The organism is Nitratiruptor sp. SB155-2, from assembly GCF_000010325.1.
In the GTDB taxonomy this organism is placed as follows: Bacteria; Campylobacterota; Campylobacteria; order Campylobacterales; family Nitratiruptoraceae; genus Nitratiruptor.
Genome location: NC_009662.1, coordinates 562,290 through 583,819 on the forward strand (window position 1 = coordinate 562,290; position 21,530 = coordinate 583,819).

At 39.3% G+C, this 21,530-nt stretch carries 19 protein-coding genes; 17 read left to right on the forward strand and 2 right to left on the reverse strand.

Annotation, left to right across the window (positions count from 1 at the left end):
• Positions 1–48 precede the first annotated feature (48 nt).
• The 11 genes from NIS_RS03120 (at position 49) to NIS_RS03170 (ending at position 15,125) form a co-directional block, all read left to right on the forward strand.
• Complete coding sequence (locus NIS_RS03120) at positions 49–1,008, forward strand: 1-aminocyclopropane-1-carboxylate deaminase/D-cysteine desulfhydrase (protein ID WP_148164065.1); 960 nt, start codon at positions 49–51, stop codon at positions 1,006–1,008.
• A 19-nt stretch (positions 1,009–1,027) separates the two neighbouring features.
• Positions 1,028–2,320 carry a histidinol dehydrogenase gene (gene hisD / locus NIS_RS03125; RefSeq protein ID WP_012081943.1) on the forward strand — a complete coding sequence of 431 codons (1,293 nt, stop codon included), beginning with the start codon at positions 1,028–1,030 and terminating at the stop codon, positions 2,318–2,320.
• Entirely contained in the window at positions 2,321–5,650 is a 3,330-nt protein-coding gene (locus tag NIS_RS03130; protein WP_012081944.1) for an EAL domain-containing protein, read from the forward strand. It abuts the gene before it with no gap.
• Positions 5,640–7,271, forward strand: coding sequence for an inorganic phosphate transporter (locus tag NIS_RS03135; protein WP_012081945.1), 1,632 nt, complete (start codon positions 5,640–5,642; stop codon positions 7,269–7,271). Before NIS_RS03130 ends, NIS_RS03135 begins: the two co-directional genes overlap by 11 nt.
• On the forward strand, positions 7,271–8,512 hold the full coding sequence (locus NIS_RS03140; protein ID WP_012081946.1) for an SPL family radical SAM protein: 1,242 nt from the start codon (positions 7,271–7,273) through the stop codon (positions 8,510–8,512). Before NIS_RS03135 ends, NIS_RS03140 begins: the two co-directional genes overlap by 1 nt.
• Positions 8,493–9,245, forward strand: a complete 753-nt coding sequence (locus NIS_RS09970) for a hypothetical protein (protein WP_012081947.1) — start codon at positions 8,493–8,495, stop codon at positions 9,243–9,245. The genes NIS_RS03140 and NIS_RS09970 overlap by 20 nt, the downstream gene beginning before the upstream one ends.
• 286 nt (positions 9,246–9,531) lie before the next feature.
• The gene (locus NIS_RS03150) at positions 9,532–10,176 is read left to right on the forward strand and encodes a 4Fe-4S dicluster domain-containing protein (protein ID WP_012081948.1); all 645 of its coding nucleotides are present in this window, start codon (positions 9,532–9,534) and stop codon (positions 10,174–10,176) included.
• Positions 10,176–11,099, forward strand: coding sequence for an NrfD/PsrC family molybdoenzyme membrane anchor subunit (gene nrfD, locus NIS_RS03155; RefSeq protein ID WP_012081949.1), 924 nt, complete (start codon positions 10,176–10,178; stop codon positions 11,097–11,099). Before NIS_RS03150 ends, nrfD begins: the two co-directional genes overlap by 1 nt.
• Before the next feature lie 11 nt (positions 11,100–11,110).
• Positions 11,111–14,398 carry a molybdopterin-dependent oxidoreductase gene (locus tag NIS_RS03160; RefSeq protein WP_012081950.1) on the forward strand — a complete coding sequence of 1,096 codons (3,288 nt, stop codon included), beginning with the start codon at positions 11,111–11,113 and terminating at the stop codon, positions 14,396–14,398.
• Positions 14,399–14,461: 63 nt separating this feature from the next.
• The gene (locus tag NIS_RS03165) at positions 14,462–14,752 is read left to right on the forward strand and encodes a type VII toxin-antitoxin system MntA family adenylyltransferase antitoxin (RefSeq protein ID WP_012081951.1); all 291 of its coding nucleotides are present in this window, start codon (positions 14,462–14,464) and stop codon (positions 14,750–14,752) included.
• Complete coding sequence (locus tag NIS_RS03170) at positions 14,745–15,125, forward strand: HepT-like ribonuclease domain-containing protein (protein ID WP_012081952.1); 381 nt, start codon at positions 14,745–14,747, stop codon at positions 15,123–15,125. The genes NIS_RS03165 and NIS_RS03170 overlap by 8 nt, the downstream gene beginning before the upstream one ends.
• Here NIS_RS03170 and NIS_RS03175 read toward each other — a convergent pair whose 3' ends face one another.
• A complete protein-coding gene (locus NIS_RS03175; RefSeq protein ID WP_012081953.1) occupies positions 15,126–15,500 on the reverse strand; it encodes a c-type cytochrome in 375 nt (124 codons plus the stop codon).
• 76 nt (positions 15,501–15,576) lie between these two features.
• Between NIS_RS03175 and NIS_RS03180 the strand changes: the two genes are divergently transcribed.
• The 4 genes from NIS_RS03180 (at position 15,577) to NIS_RS03195 (ending at position 18,249) form a co-directional block, all read left to right on the forward strand.
• Positions 15,577–16,188, forward strand: coding sequence for a TorD/DmsD family molecular chaperone (locus NIS_RS03180; RefSeq protein ID WP_012081954.1), 612 nt, complete (start codon positions 15,577–15,579; stop codon positions 16,186–16,188).
• Positions 16,182–17,246: a 4Fe-4S dicluster domain-containing protein gene (locus NIS_RS03185; protein ID WP_012081955.1), complete on the forward strand. Its 1,065-nt coding sequence runs from the start codon at positions 16,182–16,184 to the stop codon at positions 17,244–17,246. The genes NIS_RS03180 and NIS_RS03185 overlap by 7 nt, the downstream gene beginning before the upstream one ends.
• Positions 17,243–17,605, forward strand: a complete 363-nt coding sequence (locus NIS_RS03190) for a hypothetical protein (RefSeq protein ID WP_012081956.1) — start codon at positions 17,243–17,245, stop codon at positions 17,603–17,605. Before NIS_RS03185 ends, NIS_RS03190 begins: the two co-directional genes overlap by 4 nt.
• Positions 17,606–17,778: 173 nt before the next feature.
• The gene (locus NIS_RS03195) at positions 17,779–18,249 is read left to right on the forward strand and encodes a hypothetical protein (RefSeq protein WP_012081957.1); all 471 of its coding nucleotides are present in this window, start codon (positions 17,779–17,781) and stop codon (positions 18,247–18,249) included.
• On the opposite strand, the gene NIS_RS03200 is transcribed toward NIS_RS03195, so the two are convergent.
• Positions 18,246–18,914 (reverse strand): phosphate signaling complex PhoU family protein, encoded by a 669-nt coding sequence (locus tag NIS_RS03200; RefSeq protein WP_012081958.1) that lies wholly within the window; start codon positions 18,912–18,914, stop codon positions 18,246–18,248. The two genes, NIS_RS03195 and NIS_RS03200, sit on opposite strands and share 4 nt — an antisense overlap.
• 129 nt (positions 18,915–19,043) lie before the next feature.
• Here NIS_RS03200 and pstS point away from each other — a divergent pair, with 129 nt between their 5' ends.
• Positions 19,044–20,060, forward strand: coding sequence for a phosphate ABC transporter substrate-binding protein PstS (gene pstS, locus NIS_RS03205; protein ID WP_012081959.1), 1,017 nt, complete (start codon positions 19,044–19,046; stop codon positions 20,058–20,060).
• Positions 20,061–20,082: 22 nt separating this feature from the next.
• The gene (locus NIS_RS03210) at positions 20,083–21,474 is read left to right on the forward strand and encodes a hypothetical protein (protein WP_012081960.1); all 1,392 of its coding nucleotides are present in this window, start codon (positions 20,083–20,085) and stop codon (positions 21,472–21,474) included.
• Positions 21,475–21,530: the final 56 nt, after the last annotated feature.

Consider the following 21,530-nt stretch of genomic DNA (forward strand, 5'->3'; position numbering starts at 1 on the left):
CTTTGTCGAAGATGTTATAATTTATTAATATAGTACTATATTGGAGATTTGAAATTGTTTAAACCTTCACCTGTAGAAACGGTGCGTTATAAAAATCTCTCTTTTTATCTCAAACGTGACGATCTCATCCATCCAGATTTTAGCGGCAATAAAGCAAGGAAGCTTCACTATTTTTTAGAACACGATTTTCCTTATATAAAAAGAGTAATATCTTATGGTTCCATGCAATCCAATGCGATGTATTCGCTCTCAGTTCTAGCAAAAATGAAAGGATGGAAGTTTGAATATTATGCAAGAATCAATGAGCAGCTTTTACAAAATCCAAAAGGAAATTTAAAAGCGGCGCTTAAAAATGGGATGAAAATAAAGGATATTGGAAATTGGGAATTTAGCATTGTCCTCGCTTCGCTGTGGGGTTGTCAGGCTTCGCATTCGAACGGGAATTTTGGATTGTTAAGTGAATGTGTGAAATTAGATAATGTTTTGGTTGTGCCAGAAGGGGTAAGGTGTAAAGAAGCAGAAGAGGGGATACAACTTTTAGCTCAAGAGATTGTAGAGTGGACAAAAAAGGAAAACATCAAAAATCTAAATATTTTCTTGCCATCAGGAACAGGCACCACCGCACTTTTTCTACAAAAAAATCTATCCCGATTCCCAATTCCTAATTCCCAATTCCAGGTCTTTACCGTCCCTTGTGTAGGTGACAAAGAGTATCTAAAAAAGCAGTTTTTTGTCTTAGAAGCAGATGAGAAGTTTCATCCAATTATTCTTGAGCCACCCAAAAAATACCATTTTGGCAAACTATACAAAGAACTTTTTGCAATATGGCAAGAATTAAAGGAACAAACAGGAGTTGAATTTGATCTGCTTTATGATCCGATTGCTTTTAAAACGATAATTTCTAATTCCCGATTTCCAATTCCTTTTTTATATATTCATCAAGGAGGTCTTAAAGGCAATGAGACGATGATAGAGAGATACAAGAAAAAGTTTGATACAATCAAATAAATTTCACAAAAGGTGGGTTATGAGAATACTTGAAACAAAATCCAGCACTTTTTCTAAAGAATTTGAAACAATTTTAGCACGGGCTCAAGAAGATAATGAATGGGTAATGCCAATTGTCACAAAAATAATAGATGAGATAAAACGTGATGGAGACAAAGCACTGTTTGAGCATATTGCAAAATTTGATCATTGGCAGCCCCGAACGAGTGATGATCTAAAGATTGATCAAAATTTGATGCAAAAAGCATACGAGGCATTGGATGAAAAATTAAGAGATGCGCTTCATTTAGCCTACGACCGTATTAAGAGATATCATGAAAAGCAGCTTCCAAAATCATGGGTCGATTTTGAAAAGAACGGAACAATCCTAGGGCAAAAAGTGACGCCCGTCGAAAAAGCAGGGCTCTATATTCCGGGAGGGAAAGCCGCCTACCCGAGTAGTCTGCTTATGAATGCCATTCCGGCACTTGTGGCAGGAGTGGACGAGATCGTTGTCACGACGCCTACACCACACAACGAACCAAACCATCTATTATTGGCTGCTTGCCATTTGTGCGGTATTGAAAAAGTGTATAAAGTGGGTGGTGCAAGCGCTATAGCCGCTTTGGCGTATGGCACCGAGTCGATACCGAAAGTGGATGTGATTACAGGACCGGGCAATATTTTTGTAGCGACGGCCAAAAGACTCGTTTTTGGCGAAGTGAACATCGATATGGTTGCAGGTCCAAGTGAAATCGGCATTATTGCTGATAGCAGTGCCAATCCAAGATATGTGGCTATCGATCTACTCAGTCAAGCGGAACATGATGAGATGGCGAGCTCTATTTTGATAACAGATTCGTCCGATCTTGCACAATCGGTCAATGATGAGGTAGAGCTCTTTTTAGAAAATCTTCAAAGAAAAGAGATTGCCCAAAAATCGATTGATGAGAGGGGGGCTATTATCGTTGCGTCCAGTATGGATGAAGCCGTTGAACTTATGAATACCATCGCTCCTGAACACCTTGAGATCATGACAGCCAATCCTTTTGATCTGCTTTCAAAAATCAAACATGCCGGTGCTATCTTTTTAGGCGAGAATACGCCTGAGCCGATTGGTGATTACATTGCAGGACCCAATCACACTTTGCCAACGGGTGGAACGGCAAGATTTTATTCACCACTTAATGTTGAGCACTTTATGAAAAAGAGCTCTATCATCAATTTTTCCCACCAAGCGATGCAGGAGATTGGAGAAGCTGCTGCTATATTGGCGCATACCGAAGGGCTGGAGGCCCATGCAAAATCTATAGAGGAGCGGCTGGAAAAATAGATGTTTAAACGCTACTTTTTCATCTATACCCTGCTATTTGCCTCATTGACTGCAGCTGTGGCGATAGCGACTTTTTTCTCTTTTGCAGATCATGAAATCAAGGAGGAATTGTCGCGCACAGAAAATTTGATACAAAGTCATATCAATAAAGAGTATAAATATCTGCAATCTATCGCGACGGATTGGGCGACTCGTGATGATACCTATGCATTTGTACAAAAGAAAAATTATGATTTTCTTCAGAAAAATTTTGATTGTGGTAAAACCCTTATCGATCTCAATATTGACGGAATGCTTTTTTTTGATGAGAGTAAGAAACTTTTATATGCAAGGGTGGTCAAAGAGGGGCAAGAAAAAGTGGTCGATGCAATACCTTTGGATCTTCAACATCCTATCCAAAAAGATGGTCTTTTATTAGTTGCCTCTCATCTAATTACCGACTCTAATGAGAAAGCTACTCCAAAAGGCGTTCTGATTGTTTTTAAAAAATTGCCGTACTCTTTTTTTACGCCTGTGAAAGTCATAGGTTCAGCAAATGAGCCCTTTGATTATAATGTTGAAATACAAGATAGAGTCGTTGTTTTTCCTTTGAAGATTCACATTGGCCAAAAGAGTTATCTGTTGAAAAGTCAATTGCCATTACCACAAGACATTTATCGTCTTGCTATTATTTTTTCTCTTATGTGGATTATATTTCTTTTGGCCCTCTTTTCCATCAGTTATATACTGTATAAAAAATTCATCCAAGATGAGGATCTCTATCTTCAAAAAGTTCTACTCAATTTCCATAAACTCATTGAAAATCCTCTGCAAAAACTAAATTTTCCCCCAGCACCTGAGCGTTTCAAAGAGGTGGCGCACATATTTGAAAAACTGTATGAACGATTAACCAATGAAGTGCTTATAGAGCAGTTTTTAGATGAAGTCCCCTTTGGTGTCCTAGTATATCAGCCTCAAATTGTATATGCGAACAGATATGCGCAAAAACTTTTTGGAATCTCTTTACAAGAGTTACGAAAGAGAGACCCGCTCTCCTTTTTTATTCACAACAAAGATTATTTCAAACAAATTTATGAAAAAAGACTCAAGGGAGAAAAGTTCATAGCCCAGTACCGTGCAAAAATTGCAGTAGCTAATCGAGAGTATACTGTCTACGCAACCTCTCAAACGATTCTGTTTCGAGGTAAATCGGCCGGGCTTATCGTTTTTGTTGATATAACGAAAGAGGCCGAATTGCAACAACGTTTCGAAAAATTACTGGAAGTGTCACCTTTGGTAGTGTATGAAGTGGATGTTGACACGAAAGAGCATAAAGAAATATTGAACTACGTTTCCCAAAGTCTGAAAAAATATACAGGATTTGAACAAACTGATATAACCTCTAGTTGGTGGATGGAAAATATTCATCCACAAGACAAGAAGGAAGTTTTAGAAAAACAAAAGGAGCTTTTTACAAACGGCAGTTTGGAACATACTTATCGTTTTAAAACCAAGGATGGGCCCTACATTTGGATTAAAGATAGGGTCTATGTTATACAAAAAAACGATGAAAATGTTAGGCTTTTAGGATTTTGGATCGACAAAACAAAAGAGCAAGTACTCTCCGATTTAAGTTTGCGTGTGGATGAAATTTTAAAAGAGCTACCGCGCTTCACTACAAAAGAGGATATTTTACGATTTAGTTGCCAGGAGCTAACGAAAGGAAAGACCTTCAGTCATGCTTGGATAAGTCAAAAAAATGGAATACACATACAGCCGTTCATACGATGCGGAGTTCATCAAGAGTATCCTGATCGTATAACCATTACAACAGATACGAGTGAATTTTCCCAAGGCCCAACAGGTAAAGCATATCGAGAAGAGGATTTTATAGGAATCAACCAAGATACTTTGCATAACGAAGCAATGAAGCCTTGGCGAGACGAGATGCTTAAAAGAGAGTTCTTCTCCTCCATCGCATTGCGTATCGATGATACCTATGCTCTTAATTTGTATAGCTCTATGCGAAACATTTTTACAAAGGATGTAGTTGCCGTCTTGAGACATCTTTTGCAAGGACTGCAGTCTGCTTTTCAAAATATTGAGTCCAACTATTTTAACCATATAACAAAGCTTCCCAACAAGAACTCCCTTTTCCATGATCTTCAAAACTGTCATGACAACTATTTATTGGTACTTGTCAATATCAAAGATTTTTCTAAGTTCAATCTCAATTTCGGATTTGAATTTGGGGATAAACTTTTGCAAAGCATTGCTCATTTACTATCATCCTTTCTTGATGAAAATAGAGGTCTTTATCATGTTAGCGCTGATCATTTCGCGCTTATTGTCAAGGTCAGCGAAAAAGATGATGCAATACAGCTTTTAGATGAAATACAAAAAGTAGCAAAATCTGGAATCATAGTGGATGAAGTCACCATTTCTGTCATATTGAATGGAGGGGCGGTTTTTGACGGTGGGGAAGAGCCAAAAAGAGTGTATCGTAAATGCGAACTTGCAATGTTTTACGGTAAAAGAAGCAATAGCTTTCAGATATTTCAGGATTGGATGGAGGAGCACACGAAAGAGTATTTGCATTATGAAGAGGTTTTGTTACGACTTTTGAACCAAAAAGATTTTCTATTATATTATCAGCCTATTTACAATTTAAAAAGTAACCGTTTTGAAACTGCCGAGGTTCTGCTGAGAGTTCCTGGTGAAAAGGGCTTTTATAATCCAGAAAAAATAGTTGAAGTAGCAAATGAGCTTGGGTATTTGCAAGATTTAACGAGAGTGATATTGGAAAAAGGCATTGCTGAGATTGCACAAATGCAAAATATGTTGCGTTTTGCATTTAACGTCAATGTGAGCGATCTACTGAACAAAGATTTCCTCCCATTTTTGGAAGATCTTTTGCTACGACATCAACTTGGAACCGATACGATAGCTTTGGAACTGACAGAAAAAGATGTCATCGCAAATTATGAAGTATTGAAGCCAGTCATTACTCGCTTGAAAGAGAGAGGGATAGCTATGGAGATAGATGATTTTGGCGTAGGGCACTCTAATTTTAAAGAGGTGGTACATCTCGATTTTCAGATTTTAAAAATCGATAAATCTTTGATAGATGGTATGATAGATGACTCGAAAAGCCGAGAAATTGTCGGATTTTTGATTCTTTTTTCGAAAGAGTTTCATATGCAGTCATTGGCTGAAGGTGTCGAGACACACGAACAAGTTGATTTTTTGAAAAAGATGGGATGCGATTATGCTCAGGGATACTATTTTGCTAAGCCGATGCCAAAAGAGAGACTTGTAGAATTTTTGAAAAGGAATACAGATGGATCTTAAGCATTATCCAGAGATAAAACGGGCTAAAAAGTTTGATTTACGAGATGCCGTAAGAGTTGTTATAGCATTTCTTTTTATACTGGGTGTTATGTGGTATGTCTCCATGTACGCAAAAGGCATAGAACATCACACACTTCTTATAGTAGCCGCTATTTTTGGTGGGTATATGGCTATGAATATTGGTGCAAATGATGTGGCAAATAATGTCGGTCCAGCTGTGGGAAGTGGTGCCTTATCGATGATGGGAGCCATTGTCATCGCTGCTGTTTTTGAAGCTGCTGGAGCGCTGATAGCAGGAGCAGATGTGGTTGGAACTATCCGAAAAGGCATTATCGATCCAACTCTTATAGCTAATACGCAAGTCTTTGTCTGGCTTATGATGGCTGCACTTTTAGCAGGTGCCATATGGCTCAATCTCGCTACCGCCATAGGTGCACCTGTGTCTACAACGCACTCTATTGTAGGTGGTGTCATGGGAGCAGGCATAGCAGCTGCCGGATTTGCTTCTGTGAGCTGGCCGACAATGGGAAAGATTGCAGCATCCTGGGTGATTTCGCCTCTGCTTGGAGGTGCAATAGCGGCTCTGTTTTTATATATCATCAAGAAAAATGTGATTTTTCAAGAAAATAAAATCGAAGCGGCGAAAAAGTGGGTTCCCCTCTATATTGCCATCATGAGCTGGGCCTTTGGAAGCTACTTGATTATAAAAGGGCTGAAGCATCTTGTCAAAGTACCTCTGCCTTTGGCAGTGTTGATAGGTTTTTTTATAGCGGTGGGTATCTATCTTTTTGTGAAACCGCTTATCGTGAAAAAAGCGGACCGGTTGGAGAATGACCGAGAATCGATCAATATACTTTTTACCATACCTCTTATTTTTAGTGCCGCACTTCTCAGTTTTGCGCACGGAGCAAATGACGTTGCAAATGCCGTTGGACCACTGGCTGGTATCAGTGATGCACTCATGAGTGGAGAGTTTGGGAAAAAAGCGCCGATTCCTCTTTGGGTCATGATGGTAGGAGCATTGGGCATTGCCATAGGATTGGCACTGTATGGACCAAAACTGATACGAAAAGTTGGGAGTGAAATAACGGAGCTCGATCAAATCCGAGCATTCTGTATCGCTCTTGCTGCAGCGATCACTGTCATTATCGCTTCAGCTTTGGGGCTGCCTGTGAGCTCAACGCACATTGCTGTCGGTGGAGTTTTTGGTGTGGGGTTTTTACGTGAATATCTTATGCGTTTGGAAAATAGGGTGAAAAAAGATGAAGGGAAACTGAAAGAAGAGTTTCAAAAAGCCCATATAGAAGAGGAGCTGGAAAAACTGAGCGAGTATAAAAGAGCCTTGGAAGCCTTGGGGGATCCCAAGAAGGCAGATCCTTTCATAGTGAAAGCACTCATTGAAAAGATTAATAGAGAGAAAGAGGCAATCGCAAAATTGGAACATGGACAGATAAAACTGACAAAAATAGAAAAAAAAGCCTTGAAAGCTTTGAAAAAGTATGAACTTGTGCAAAGAAGCGCTTTGAAGATGATTATAGCCGCTTGGCTTATTACTGTTCCAGCCGCAGCCATACTGGCCGCAATGATTTACTTTATGATTCGGGGGATAATGCTACCTTGATGTACGATTTTGAGAAAAAGATAAAAAACAGTTTTTTCGATTCACTTGAAGAAAAAGAGCAGGAGTTTGTAAAGAAGAAGGCGTATGAATACAGGTTGACAGCCAACGAGTTGAAGCAACTTACCGATATGGCTGTCGATCTGGCGATGTGGAACGAAAAGAGTCTTCAGGAGCTGTGGGTAGAGGGTCCCAAAAAGGAGGTCCTTAAAAAAATAAAAGAGCATTATGATCGTATCAAAAATAAACCTAAGAGTTATGATAATTTTCAAATAGATAAAGAGAAAACGCACAAAATCCGTTTTGCCCAATCTGATAAGAAGCTCGGATTTGGTATGTGTCCGGTAGCGAGCCCAAAAACCAGATGCTGTAACCTCTGGACACTGGACATGGTAGAAAGTTGCGGATATGACTGCAGCTACTGCTCTATTCAGAGTTTTTACAATGAAGATACGATTACATTCAATACCAACCTCAAAGAAAAGCTTTTAAGTCTCGATATCGATCCAGATGAGATCTATCATATAGGAACCGGTCAAAGTAGTGACAGTTTAATGTGGGGAAACCGCGGCGGAGTTTTAGAAGCACTGATTGCATTTGCGAAAAAATATCCAAATGTTATTTTGGAATTGAAAACAAAAAGCGATAATGTTACGTATCTTCTTAACCATGATTATCCTGAAAATATCATCGTTACTTGGAGCCTCAATCCTCAGACGATTGTCGAAAAAGAGGAGCGTCTGACAGCTTCTTTACAAGAGCGTTTGAGTGCTGCCAAAAAGATTCATGATAAAGGAAGACTTGTTGGTTTTCATTTTCATCCTATGGTCTGGTACGATGGGTGGAAGGAGGAGTATGATGCCATTTTTGACGAGTTGATCAAAACCTTTGATCCCAATTTAGTGGCGCTAGTTTCATTGGGAACACTCACTTTTATCAAACCGGTTATCAAAAAGCTTAGAAAGCGTGCGATGAAGAGTAAAATCTTACAAATGCCCCTAGTGGATGCTGCAGGCAAACTCTCCTACCCTCTTGAGATAAAAGAGCAGATGTTTCGATTTACTTATGATTCTCTTGCTCCGTGGCATGGTAAAGTCTTTTTCTATATGTGCATGGAGGATCACTCTTTATGGAAAAAGGTGTTTGGATATGAGTATCCTACCAATGAGAGTTTTGAACTGGATATGAAATACAGCTACCTGGCAAAGATAAAAGCGTTGCAAAATGTGGAAAAAAAGAGTTGAACAGATCGCTTCAGACAATCTTCATGGTGCAAGTTTTCTGCTTCAACAAGCGGTTGAACTGTTTGAAAAGATCGATTCTAAGCAAGTTGCGAAAGAGGCTGCTTTTGCTCTGCAAAACGCAAAACCTTTTATGGCCCCCTTATATAACTTTTCAAAACATATATTGCAAAACGTATCCAATTACAAAGATGAGGCGAGAACCTTTTTCGAAAATGAGAGAGAAGAACAAAAAAGGGTAGTCGAAAAAGCCCAAGAGTTGTTTTTTGATGGCTGTTGCGTATTAACCCATTCCTATAGCTCCTTGGTAGCCGAGACTTTGATCAAGGCTTCTCGAAAATTCAAAATAAAAGTCTACTGTACAGAATCGAGACCTATGAGGGAGGGAGTAGAGTTAGCTAAAAAACTGTTGCAAAACGGAATAGAAACCAGGCTTATTGTGGATGCGGCAGCTGGATGGACTACAAAAAGGTGCGATTTCGTTCTGTTTGGTGCAGATGGCATAGGGACTTTTGGTCTCGTCCATAAATTAGGCTCCTATCCGATCGCGCTATCAGCCAACCACAACAGGATTCCCGTGTACAGTATAGCCACTACGGCAAGGCTTTGGCCAGAGGATTTTATCTTACCACAAGAGATTTCTAAACCATGCCAAGAGATAGAAGCAACGCTACCGTGTGAAAATCTCTATTTTGATATGACGCCAAAAGAGTTTTTTACAACCGTTCTTCCTTGATTACAGTTCACTAATTTTGAACGATTTCGAATTTTTGTTTTTAAAAATTAATTGCTTCATGATTCAAAATTTTTTAACGATACAAAATGATGTTACATAAATGCAAACAAAGCTTAGTGAATTAGAGCAAAAAAGAGCCGATTTACATCCATTTTAGTAAATGTTAAGTTAGAAATGTTAGACTTTATATAGCTAGGAAATAGCGATTTTACGGTAATTAGCAGCGACTTATGAATATCAGAAGTGCTGCTTATATTCGTAGCTAATCTGTCATAAAGGAGAGGATATGAAGTTAGGCTTTTTGGTTGACCTGGACCTCTGTATGGGGTGTAAAGGGTGTGAGGTCTCCTGTAAAGTGGAAAACAAAGTTCCGCTTCATTCTTGGAGACTAAGAGTCAAATATGTAGATGTAGGTGTCTATCCTGAGACAAAACGTACCTATACGCCTCTACGATGTAACCACTGTGAAGATGCACCATGTGAGCGGATCTGTCCAGTCAGTGCTCTTCATTATCTCGAAAACGGTATTGTGAACATCGATAAAGAGCGATGTATCGGATGTGCCGGATGTATGATGGCTTGTCCATATGGTGCTATCTATATGGATCCAGAAACAAACACAGCCGATAAATGTACATACTGTGCACACAGAATCGCAAGCGAGATGATGCCTGCATGTGTCGTCGCATGTCCTGTTGAGGCAAATATCTTTGGTGATTTGGACGATCCGACAAGCCATATCAGTCAATATATCATGAGACATCAAAAAGATGGTGGCGTGAAAGTTAGAAAACCAGAGAAAAATACTCATCCGAAACATTTCTATGTCGGTGGTGGGGAAGTACAACTCAATCCTTTAGCAGCGAAACGAGAAGAGGGATACAACCTATTTAACAACATTACTCATCTAGACCATATAGGAGGCCACTAATGGTAGAGCATACTGTTGCAGCGACTAACGCTATAGTTACATTAGATGTCGCTATTCCCGAAGTGATTTGGGGATGGATGATTACTCTTAATATGTGGGCAAAAAGTATCGGTACAGGGGTTATTCTTGTTGGAGCATTTTTGCTAGCACGTTACGGTGACAGAGTCGGCGACAAAGTAAAACTTTGGATGCCTATAATATCGTTTATTTTCCTCAACATTTTCTTACTGTTTACACTTTTGGACCTTCATCAACCATTTAGAATGTGGCACATTTTCTTCTATCCACACTTTACAAGTGCGATTACTGTCGGTGCATGGATGGCAACAGTTTTTACTGGCATTGTTTTTGTTATGTGTGTGATTGCTATCAAAAAGTATCTACTCAAACAACCTTGTAAATTGGAAGGGTTATACAATCCTCTCTTAAAAGCCGCGGTTATTCTTGCTATTCCTGTAACACTCTACACTGCGACTATTATGGGTGAAGCAACAGCGAGAGAACTTTGGCAGACTCCAACTGAACTCGCTCAAATGCTTTTGGCAGCTCTTCTTTGCGGTAGTGCGGTATTTCTCATTATCGGTGGAAACTGGAGCTATGAAGTTAAAAGAGATCTAGCTATCATCCTTGGATCAAGTGCATTTTTAAGCTTTACTATCTATATGGGCGAATACTATTTTGGACATATGAAAGCTGAAGAAGTGGCTGCGATTTTGGCATATGTAAAAGAGCACGGGCCATATCATGTAATGTTCTGGGCTGGACAGTGGCTTGCATTTATCATCCCTATGATATTGGTTTATTTCAGTTTGAAGTCAAGAAGTAGCTCACTACTCTATCTTGCAAGCGTATCAGCAATCGTTGGGCTTTACATCGCAAAACATGTATGGCTTATCATTCCACAACTACTACCTCTTAGCTAAGGAGAGCGAATATGAGTTTTATTGAAAGTAGAAGAAATTTTCTAAAAGGAACAGCAGCAGCTGCAGTAGCAGGTATTGCTGTGAGCAAAGGCGTTTTTGAAACGATCGCCGAAGCAAATACACAGGAAACAACAAAATTTACCAATACACCAAAAGAGCTAAACTTTTATCCACCTTTAGAAGAGTGGGACGATTTCAAAGAGCTCGATGGGGATGATTGGAAACGAGGCGGCATTAACAGAAAAGGGGTCCAAAGCGAAGATAATCCTGACGGTATCTATGTCAACGACTACGTAATCGTTCCGACAGTTTGTAGTAACTGTGAAGCGGGATGTGGTTTGACCGCATGGGTCGACAAAAAGAGTATGGTTGTTAAAAAATATATGGGAAACCCTTTGCATACGGGAAGTCGTGGACGAAACTGTGCAAAAGGGTATGCAGTTTGGTCACAAATGTATGATCCAGACAGAGTTCCATTCCCACTCAAGCGTGCCCCTGGAAGTAAAAGAGGTGAAGGAAAGTGGGTTAGAGTAACATGGGATGATGCAATGAAAGAGATTGGCAAAAAGATTGCCGAACTGTTAGAAAAAGGTGATGAAGTTAGTAGAAAAATGTTCATCTACCATGTTGGTCGACCAAACGAAAACGGTTTTAGTGGAAAAGTGCCTCATACACTCGGTTTCGATGGATTTGATTCCCATACTAACATCTGTAGTGCGGGGGCTCGACAAGGATCGATCCAGTGGGCAAACGACGACAGAAACTCACCAGACTGGGCAAACAGTCGACTCATATTCTTGCAATCTTCCCATGCTGCTGATGCCGGGCACTACTTCCAGCAAAGTGCCGGTTTGATTGCAGATGCGAGAAAACGAGGGGCTAAACTCGTAGTTATCGATCCACGCCTTTCAAACAGTGCTGGTATGGCTGATCTTTGGCTTCCAGTATGGCCTGGAACAGAAGCGGCACTCTATCTTTACCTGGCAAACAGAGTGCTTCATGAGAAGAAGAAAAATGGTGAGGATATGATTGACCATGAGTTTGTACGAAACTGGGTCAACTGGAAAAAACTCATGAAAGATAAAGAGTATCTTAACTTCATCAAAGAAAAAGGATACATCAGCCAACTTCCAAAAGATGAGAGCTATGAAAGCTTTATCGAACTTTTGAAAGATATGTATAAACATTATGATCTTGACTTCGTTGTTAAAGAGTGTCGACTTGAGGGACAGGAGTATAAGCTCGAGCAGCTTTGGGAAATGATTCAAGATGCCGGTGATAAGATAACTACCTATCTATGGAGAGCAGGTACTATTGGCCACCGCGGTGGTTGGATGAATACAAGAAGCGGCTTCTTGCTTCTAGCACTCACAGGGGCTCTCAAAGGTGATATTGGTGGAGTGAGTTGGCACCACTGGCATGAAATCAGCGTTAACGGTAAATTTTTCAAAGCGACAGTTGCTGGTAAAGCGCCTGAACGAGTCGATACGTGGAACGACTACTCTTGGCCACCGGAATATCCACTCTCGACATACGAGATGAGTTTCTTGCTTCCACACCTCATTATGGATGACGAGTGGAGAGAGAAGTGGAACAAGAAAGGGTTCAAAGTAGCAGAAAAGATAGCTGTCTGGGTTCCAAGAATGTACAACCCTGTATGGATCAATCCAGATGGATTTAGATGGATTGAGGCACTGAAGCGAGAAGACAAGTTTGAGCTCACTTTCAACCTTTCACCAACTTGGAGTGAGACAAACTGGTATTGTGACTATGTATTGCCAACAGGTCTTTCAGGTGAGCGACACGACCAACAGTCTGCTCCAACGAAACCAGAGCAGTGGACGGCATTTAGGCAACCAGCTTTACGAGTTGCTCTAGAAAAAATGGGATGGAAGCCGAAAGATCCGACAAGAGCGACACTTGAAGCACACATCAAAGCCGGTCTCGGCGAAATATGGGAAGAGAATGAGTTCTGGGCGAACCTTTTTGTCCATTACGTCGATCCAGATGGAAAGTATGGAGTTAAGCAATATTGGGCGAGTAAAGAGGATCCAAGCCGTGCCATTACGATTGCTGAGCTGTACGACGCTGCATTTGCAAACTTGCCAAAACTTAAAAAAGCGGCAAAAGCAGCCTATCCAAACAGCAAATATCCATGCTATGAATTCATGAGAGATAGAGGTGCTTGGACGGAAGAGACTGATATCTATAAACCGCAGGAGGAAGAGATTCCGTTTGATGGGGAGTACTATACTGTTCATGGTAAAAAAGTCCATAAAGACCATGTAGAGAAAGACGAATACGATGTACTCTATCATGACGGAAAACCATTCGGTATCGAAATTGATGGAAAAGTCTATCACGGATTCCATACACCGGATAAGAGACTCGATTTCTATGTAGATTGGCTTGCAAAAGAGTATCAATGGCCAGAGTATGCGATTCCTATCTATCCAAGAAATGAAAAAGAGCGAAAAGAGATGGTGCACCTCGTTACACAGGTTCACCATGATTACATCAAAGATAAAAACCAATTTGCACTTAATACCATTTACAGATTGCCATATAACATCCATACACGAAGTGTGAACTCTAAACACTTGATGGAGATCAGTCAAAACCACAACCCAATCTGGATCCATACAAGTGACGCGAAACGACTTGGTATCAAAAAAGGCGATAAGATTCGAGTAAAAATCGTCGATACTGTAAGTGGACTTGAGAGTGGATACTTTGTCGGTATGGCTATCCCAACAGAGGCGACTAGACCGGGCGTTCTCGCATGTTCACACCACGCAGGTCGATGGAAACTCAAAAATGCAGTCGAAATTCCAGGATTTGAGCACAAGCTTGGTGTCATGGGTCTTGGAGCTCCACTGTATAAGATGGAGATGGATGGCAAAATCGGTAAGATGCGAGCAAAAGAAGGCATCGAAAAAGGTATGATGAAGAGAAAAGATAGCTGGCAGTTCAAAGAGATCAACAAAGACCTTGACAATATCTGGTGGGATGGTTTAACAGGTGCTTGGCAAAATGCCGTTGCTCCAGTTCATCCAGATCCAATTGCAGGAAACCATGCATGGCATCAAATGGTTTACATCGAAAAAGCAAAACCGGGTGACAAGTATGGTGATGTCTATGTGAACTATGAAAACAACTTCAAAACGTATCAGGCGTGGAGAGATAAACTTACACGACCGGTAAGTGAGAAGATGAAATTCAGACGTCCGCCTTGGATCAAAAGACCGGCAACTCCTCTTACACTACGAGCATATAAAAACCCAATGTATAAGGGATGATTTCACAAGCCATATGGCTTGTGAAATATGATAAAATTGTACTCCATTCAAATGGAGAAAAATATGGATAAAAATGAAATTCTCTCTTATCTAAAAAAACATAAAAATGAATTAAAAAAGAAATACAAAATATCACAAATCGTTCTTTTTGGCTCCTATGCAAAAGAGAAAGCAAATAAACAAAGCGATATTGATATTGCTGTAAAAACTCCTATTAGTGATTATTTCAAACTTTATGAATTGAAAGAAGAATTAGAAAAAGCTTTTCAGGCTTCTGTAGATATTGTGAGGATTAGAGATCACATGAATCATAGCCTTAAAAAACATATTTTTAAAGATGGTATTAATGTATGATAGAAATCTTGTGGTAGAGATAATAGAACAGATTATTGATGCTGTAAAAACTATTCAAAAAAGATGCAATTTTGCAAAATCATATGAAGATTTTATCCATAGCGAAGAGGGACAAGAAAAATTAGATAGTATCTGTATGAAGTTTATAGCAATAGGTGAAAGTTTAAAAAAGATAGATAAAATAACACATAAAAGCCTTTTAGAACAATATCCTCAAGTTGAATGGAAAAAAGTAAAGGGAATACGGGATTTTATTTCGCATCACTATTTTGATTTAGATGCAGAAGTAATTTATGATATTTGTCAAAATCATCTAAATACTCTTCTTATTACTCTTTTCAAGATAAAAAGGGATTTAGAGTCAAATTATTAATCAGCTTCCACTACTGCTTCCAATCTCATAATCTTGAAAATAGCGTTCCTCGTCAAATAGTTTTTTCTTGTTACCCAATGAATGAAGATAATGTGCAATTGCTTGAATTTCTTCATCATTTAACGCTTTAGCAAACGGTGCCATCATATTGGCTCGGTTTGAGTGGATTGTCCCGTTTTTGTAGCCAAGTAGTCTTTTTTTAATATAGTGCTCACTTTTTCCAGCAAGTTTTGGAAAGCTGTTTGCACCTTCGGCATTGATTCCATGGCAGCCATAACAGCCATGTTTTGTATAGAGTTTTGCTCCTATTGATTCATTGGTTTCGGCTGCAATCAAACAAAGAGATACAGCTAAAAGAGTCCACATCTTTTTCATTAAGGCGCTCCAATAATTGGTTTTAAAGCTGCTCTTGGATAGGATACAATTATACTATATTCAAAGGATTGTCCAAGTGGATATTACTGCAAATAGAAATGCTATGTATGGTCTAGTATCAAGAATTTTTCTCATTGAAATGGATCCCGATACATTAGCAAGAATCGAAAAACTTCCAAATTTCCAAGAACTTTTCCCAAACTATTTCGAGTGGGAAGAGCGACAAAAACGAAGTCGATATAAGCTTATAAATGAACTGCTCAATGTTGATTTTACCGATATTGCTATCATGCATCTTATTCCATATGAGACCTTTTATACAAGAGAAGACGGCATGATTGAAAGTGGTGGAGCAAATCCAGTACTTCAAGTGTATAACGATTTTGGCTATAGAGTCGATTATGAAAAGGCTAGGGTAGTGAGCCCTGATCACATTGGGGTTGAGCTTGAATTTATGAATCTTTTGACCAATGCACAAAAAAAGGCCGAGAGTGAAGGAGATGAAGAGGCTGTTCAAAAGATAAAAGAGGAACAAAAGAGATTTTTGCATGAGCATCTTCTCCAATTTGCCCCAATGTATTTGATCAACGTGGCTGAGCAGGCAAGAACGCCTTTTTACAAAGATGCAGCGAAATTGGCTCTAGAGTTTTTACTTGAAGATAACGAGTACTTGAGTCAAACATGCTAAATCTCAATCCGGCAAGTTGCGTTCGTTACTATTCAAAATTCAGTACATGCGATAGATGTGAAGCAATCTGCCCGGCTGATGCTATTGAAACGAAAGAGGCGGGAGTTGCGATTTATCAAGATAAATGTATAGAGTGTGGAGGCTGCGTTGGTGTATGTCCGACAGAGGCACTGAGTTTGAGTGATTTTAGTGTAACCAATTTCTTTTTCGAGTTTTTAAATCAAGAAGAGAGTGTTATTAGCTGCAAAACGAACTTTGTCTGCTTGGCTGCACTCGGTACGGAGTATATGATTGCTTTGGGGCTTGTAAAGGATATCGTTCTCGATATCGGGCATTGCAAAGAGTGTGAACTCCAGGAAAAATGCTTTCCGGCTATCGAAGATATGGTTAGCGAAGCCAATTACGTGCTGCAAACGATTGGTGGCAAAGAGATCAAAGCCGAACTACTCGCAAAAATCAAAGAGAATGAACCAAACAGAAGAGAATTTTTCAATCTTTTTTCTTTGAAAAAAGTGGCCCAAGCCAAAAGTGAGTTTGAATCAAAACTGGATTCCTTGGATAATCCAGAGATCGCTCTTGATGCGGCAGGAGCCAAAGCGATCAAGGAAAAAAGCATTCCCAACAAAAGGAAACTTCTTTTTACACTTTTGAAAAAGATGGGAAAACCACACGAATATAAGATGCTTGAAAACAGATATCTAAGTTTTACATCGGATAAAACAATTGATGAATCATGCGATAACTGTTCTATATGTTATCGAATCTGTCCTACCGAGGCTCTGAGTACAACCAGAAAAATGGATGCGATTCTTTTTGATCCACTGCTATGTGTTCGATGTCATCTATGTCATGATGTATGCGAAAAGAAGAGTATTCAGCTTGCCGAAACGTTCGATACAAAAGAGTTTTTTGAGCCTTCTCAGAAAATCTTGGCAAGATTCAATGTGGTTCGATGTATCGACTGTGGCAATTTCTTTACCTATACAGGGGGTGAACAGGTTTGTCCACGATGTAAAGTGGAAGAGGAAGAGGCAAAAAGTTTATGGGGGATAGGATGAATCCAGCAGATATTCATGGGAAAAAACTGATAGCCGTAGCAGGTACGGATGTATTTGGAAAACAGTTTATTTCGGTTGTCAATAAAGAGATTGCATCGAAAAATCTTTTTATGATAGGCATAAATATCAATGAAGAGGATTTTGGTTTTTTTATACACAACCTGAAAGACTCGAAGGTGGAAGTGACTATTTTTATGCCAGAATTTCAGAAAAAGTCGGCTGATTTTTTTGGACTCGATGGATATTTGATAATGAGTTACAAAGAGGGTGACGCATTCAAGTTTGTTACAGCACCTAATGAAACGTTGATAGACGATCAAAAACTATTTGAACTATCACAAAATATCGGTACTAACTAAATACACTCAACAAGAGTGTAAATTTTTAACGCTACAAAAAAGCTAAAAAGTGCAAACAGCTACGGCTGCCCTACGGGTAGAGTGCACTTTTTTTAACGCTTTTTCTTTGCTAAAATTTACAACTGTTTCGCTTTATTTAGTTAGTATAAAATATCAAAGGCAAGGAAAAGAATATGGATTTCAATCTAGATGATTTGAGAAAAGAGTTTGATGCCCTGAAGGCTGCAAAAGATTTCAAAGAGGAAGAGGCGTGCGAAATAGGGTGTGAACCTGCTGAAGAGGTGGAAGGGTTTATTGAAACAGTTCAAAAATATATGCTTGCACCTGTCAACTGTGGCGTCTACTATAGCAGACTCGATATTAAGATTATCGGGCTGATGATCGAGGAAGATGTACAGGTTCGAGAGCGAAAAAGAATGATCCGAGATATTCTTCGCTCGATTACTTCCAAAGAGGCTTTGGCAAATCTATTTGAGGTGATTGAAAAGGTAGGACAGGAGAAGGTCGATATTTACGATCAGCTAAGCCAGGCATTTCCGAATTCCAAGCCTATTTTTGATAACAAAAAGGCAAAGTTTCAAGAATTCAAAAAAGTTTTGGCAAAAATTTTAGAAGATTTTGAAGAGGTGGAAGAGGAGATTTAGAAATTCTCTAATCTTCCACCTTTTTTAGCAAACATCAAAAGTTTTGCAATCTCTACGGCTCTATCTGCCGTTCTTTCCAATTTTCTACATGAAGACAATACATTTAAAAAGTCAGTGAGTTTTGTCGTATCTTTGCATAGATTTTCTAATAGTTCTTTTTCAAAAAGTGTGAAAATTTCATCTGTTTTACTCTCTTCAACAAGAGTTTTGCGATAAAGTTCTTCTACATCATCAAGATTTTCGATTCGTAAAATTCTTAAAGAGTATTCAAGTGCTTCTATAGCTGTTTCGTGCAGTTGAATGATATAGTTATCCAACAGAGTAAATTCGATCTCGTTTTTTATATGTTTTGCCATGTTTTTTGCGTATGATTTGGCGTAGTCACCTACGCGCACTATCTCATTTGTCAGTTTGATATAGGCTATGAGCTCTCTTAGTTGACTTGCTTCAGGACCAAAAAGAGCAATTGTTTTTACTACTTCGTTATCTATATCTCTTGCCTCGTTATCAAGAGATTTGACGAGTTCTGAAACCGATTTAAACTCATTAATGTCTTTGTTTTTGAAAGAATCTAGTGCAATCTTGTGTGCGTTGATGACTTTTTCGGCAGCATCGGATACGAGTTTGTTAATGTGTTCCAGCCTCTCTTGATAATTTTTAAGCATTCTGATCCTTATGATTTGTTTTTTATCAATTGTACATCATTTTGATTACATTTTGATAACAGCCTTGTAACCATTTTGTAACCTTGTTACCTTATCATTTCGGTGTGGAAAACAAACAAAGGAGCATCAATGCTGAAAAAAGTAAGCTTGATAGCAGCTGCTGTAATGAATCTGGTTAGTGCGGCAAATGCAGACAAGATCAGCGGAGCAGGAGCGACATTTCCAGCCCCAGTCTATTATGAATGGGCATACGATTACCAAAAGGCCACTGGTGTCGAAGTGAACTATCAATCTATCGGAAGTGGTGGCGGAATCAAACAGATCAGCGCAAGAACGGTAGATTTTGGTGCAAGTGACAAACCGCTGAAACCAAAACAACTTGATAGAAAGAGACTTTACCAATTTCCTGCAGTTATCGGAAGCATCGTCCTTGCATACAATATCCCGGGCATAGGTGATATGCAGCTCAAACTTGAAAACAGAGATGTTGCTGATATATTTCTAGGAAAAATACAATTTTGGGACGATAAAGCGATCGCTGAAGACAATCCGGGAGTAAAACTTCCTCATAAGAAAATTGTAGTGGTTCATAGAAGTGATGGCAGCGGAACAACGTTCAACTTTACATACTATTTGAGTGGAGTGAGTGAAGAGTGGGCAAACAATGTCGGAACAGGAAAAGCTGTAGATTGGCCGGTTGGACTTGGCGGAAAAGGAAATGAAGGGGTAAGTAATCTTATCAAACAAACGCCATACAGCATCGGATATGTTGAATATGCATATAAACTAAAAAACAATTTTGCTGCTGCAGTTATTCAGACAAAAAGCGGAAAATGGGTACAACCTACTGAAGAAAATTTCAAAGCGGCAGCTGCGCATGCGAAATGGGGTCCAAAGAACCATTTCTATCAGGTGTTGGCGCTTCAACCAGGAGATAACAGTTATCCGATTGTAGCTGGAACATTTATTTTACTTCCAAGAGAGAAAACCGAAACGAATAAAAAAGTGACAGCATTTTTTGACTGGGCATTCAAACATGGTGATGCAGCGGCGAAGAAACTTGGATACATCCCGCTCCCGGCATCTACTAAAGAGAAGATTCGAGAGTACTGGAAAATACACGGTATCGCTCCTGAGAGCAAATAGAAAAATTAAAGGAAGGAAACAAATGAAAAAGATTGCATTAAGTTTGGTTGCACTAGTAGCTACTTCTGCGTTTGCTTCAACGATCACTTTGTATCAAGATAAAGATACAGGTGCTATCTATACAAAGCCTGGGCCAAACAGAGTGGCTTTGGGAGAGTTCATTAGTAAAGACGAGTTAAAAAAAGAGGCTCTTGGTGAAATAAAAAAAGAGTTGCCTTATAAAAACACTTTACAAACGCATTTTCATGTCATCAAGAAAAATTCTCCGGAGTTCTTGCTTGGAAAAGAGACTGGACCAAATATGCTCGTTCGTCCTTTTGACAATCCAGATATGTACATGAAATTCGGAGTTCGTGTGATGGGAACGTTTGAAAACTATAAAGAGGAAAACAAAGCGACAGGCGTTACTGAAGAGGATTTTTGGGATGCATATCTAAGACGGGTGCGCTTTGAAGTGACAGCTGGATTTGGCAAACACACCTCTTTTACTATGGATATTCGAAACGATAAAGCGAACTATCGAGATAGCGGTGAAAAAGAGTTTAATGTCGGTGATGCCTATTTGAAAATCAAAAAACCTTTTGGGACATCCCTTGCAAACTTTAAACTCTATCGAGGTAAAATCGATGTATCAAGAACTGAAACTGTAAAATCTGCTTATGTAATCCATTATGATCGACCTCATGTCGCAGATGAGGCTGCACAATATATCTCACACAACAGACGGGCAACAAACATCCAGATGTATGGAAACTGGAAGCACAAAATCGCCTATCAAATTGCTATGGGTGATGGTGTCTACTCTGGAAAACTCAAAGATGCTCGAGGAAAGAAATTTAGTAGTTCTACTGCAAGTGGTTTTCATCAAGATGAGTTCTTCTATGGTGGGAAAATTGTCCTATCACCATTTGATGGTTGGGAAGAGAAGAAAAGAACAGAAACATATTTTGCACAAGGAAAACATTTCTCCATTGGTGCAGCCTATTGGAAAAGTCCAGATATCAATTTTGTAGACGGTAGTGGAAAAGCGGTAAAACTCGATCATACTCTTATCAACTATGAACTTTCAGCACACTATAAAGGTGCATTTGTTCAGGCAGAATATTTCAAATTTGATGGTGTTGTGAGTGACTGGAACAATGCACAAGTAGGTACATCGAATGGTTGGTACGTTACTGGTGAGTATGTTATCCCATCGCTCTACTATATAGCTCCGTTTGCTCGATATGAGAAATGGGATAAGCTCGAGGATGCAAACGGATATGATATGAGATCCAAAATCGCGGGTATCAACTGGTATCTAAGAGGCAACTCTACAAAAGTTGGTATCGCATATCAAGAAGATGATTATGATGTCAATGTAGGAGATAAAAAAGTCAAAAGACTCAAATTTACCACTCAATGGTTCTTCTAAACTAATCGGCGATCTTTTCGCCGAATATTGTAACCAAAATGAAATCATCTTGTAAT

Coding starts and splice junctions, on each gene's coding strand:
- hisD (WP_012081943.1), top strand. CDS start 1,028: ATGAGAATACTTGAAACAAAATCCAGCACTTTTTCTAAAGAATTTGAA.
- NIS_RS03130 (WP_012081944.1), top strand. CDS start 2,321: ATGTTTAAACGCTACTTTTTCATCTATACCCTGCTATTTGCCTCATTG.
- NIS_RS03135 (WP_012081945.1), top strand. CDS start 5,640: ATGGATCTTAAGCATTATCCAGAGATAAAACGGGCTAAAAAGTTTGAT.
- NIS_RS03140 (WP_012081946.1), top strand. CDS start 7,271: ATGTACGATTTTGAGAAAAAGATAAAAAACAGTTTTTTCGATTCACTT.
- NIS_RS09970 (WP_012081947.1), top strand. CDS start 8,493: ATGTGGAAAAAAAGAGTTGAACAGATCGCTTCAGACAATCTTCATGGT.
- NIS_RS03150 (WP_012081948.1), top strand. CDS start 9,532: ATGAAGTTAGGCTTTTTGGTTGACCTGGACCTCTGTATGGGGTGTAAA.
- nrfD (WP_012081949.1), top strand. CDS start 10,176: ATGGTAGAGCATACTGTTGCAGCGACTAACGCTATAGTTACATTAGAT.
- NIS_RS03160 (WP_012081950.1), top strand. CDS start 11,111: ATGAGTTTTATTGAAAGTAGAAGAAATTTTCTAAAAGGAACAGCAGCA.
- NIS_RS03165 (WP_012081951.1), top strand. CDS start 14,462: ATGGATAAAAATGAAATTCTCTCTTATCTAAAAAAACATAAAAATGAA.
- NIS_RS03170 (WP_012081952.1), top strand. CDS start 14,745: ATGTATGATAGAAATCTTGTGGTAGAGATAATAGAACAGATTATTGAT.
- NIS_RS03175 (WP_012081953.1), bottom strand. CDS start 15,500: ATGAAAAAGATGTGGACTCTTTTAGCTGTATCTCTTTGTTTGATTGCA.
- NIS_RS03185 (WP_012081955.1), top strand. CDS start 16,182: ATGCTAAATCTCAATCCGGCAAGTTGCGTTCGTTACTATTCAAAATTC.
- NIS_RS03190 (WP_012081956.1), top strand. CDS start 17,243: ATGAATCCAGCAGATATTCATGGGAAAAAACTGATAGCCGTAGCAGGT.
- NIS_RS03195 (WP_012081957.1), top strand. CDS start 17,779: ATGGATTTCAATCTAGATGATTTGAGAAAAGAGTTTGATGCCCTGAAG.
- NIS_RS03200 (WP_012081958.1), bottom strand. CDS start 18,914: ATGCTTAAAAATTATCAAGAGAGGCTGGAACACATTAACAAACTCGTA.
- pstS (WP_012081959.1), top strand. CDS start 19,044: ATGCTGAAAAAAGTAAGCTTGATAGCAGCTGCTGTAATGAATCTGGTT.
- NIS_RS03210 (WP_012081960.1), top strand. CDS start 20,083: ATGAAAAAGATTGCATTAAGTTTGGTTGCACTAGTAGCTACTTCTGCG.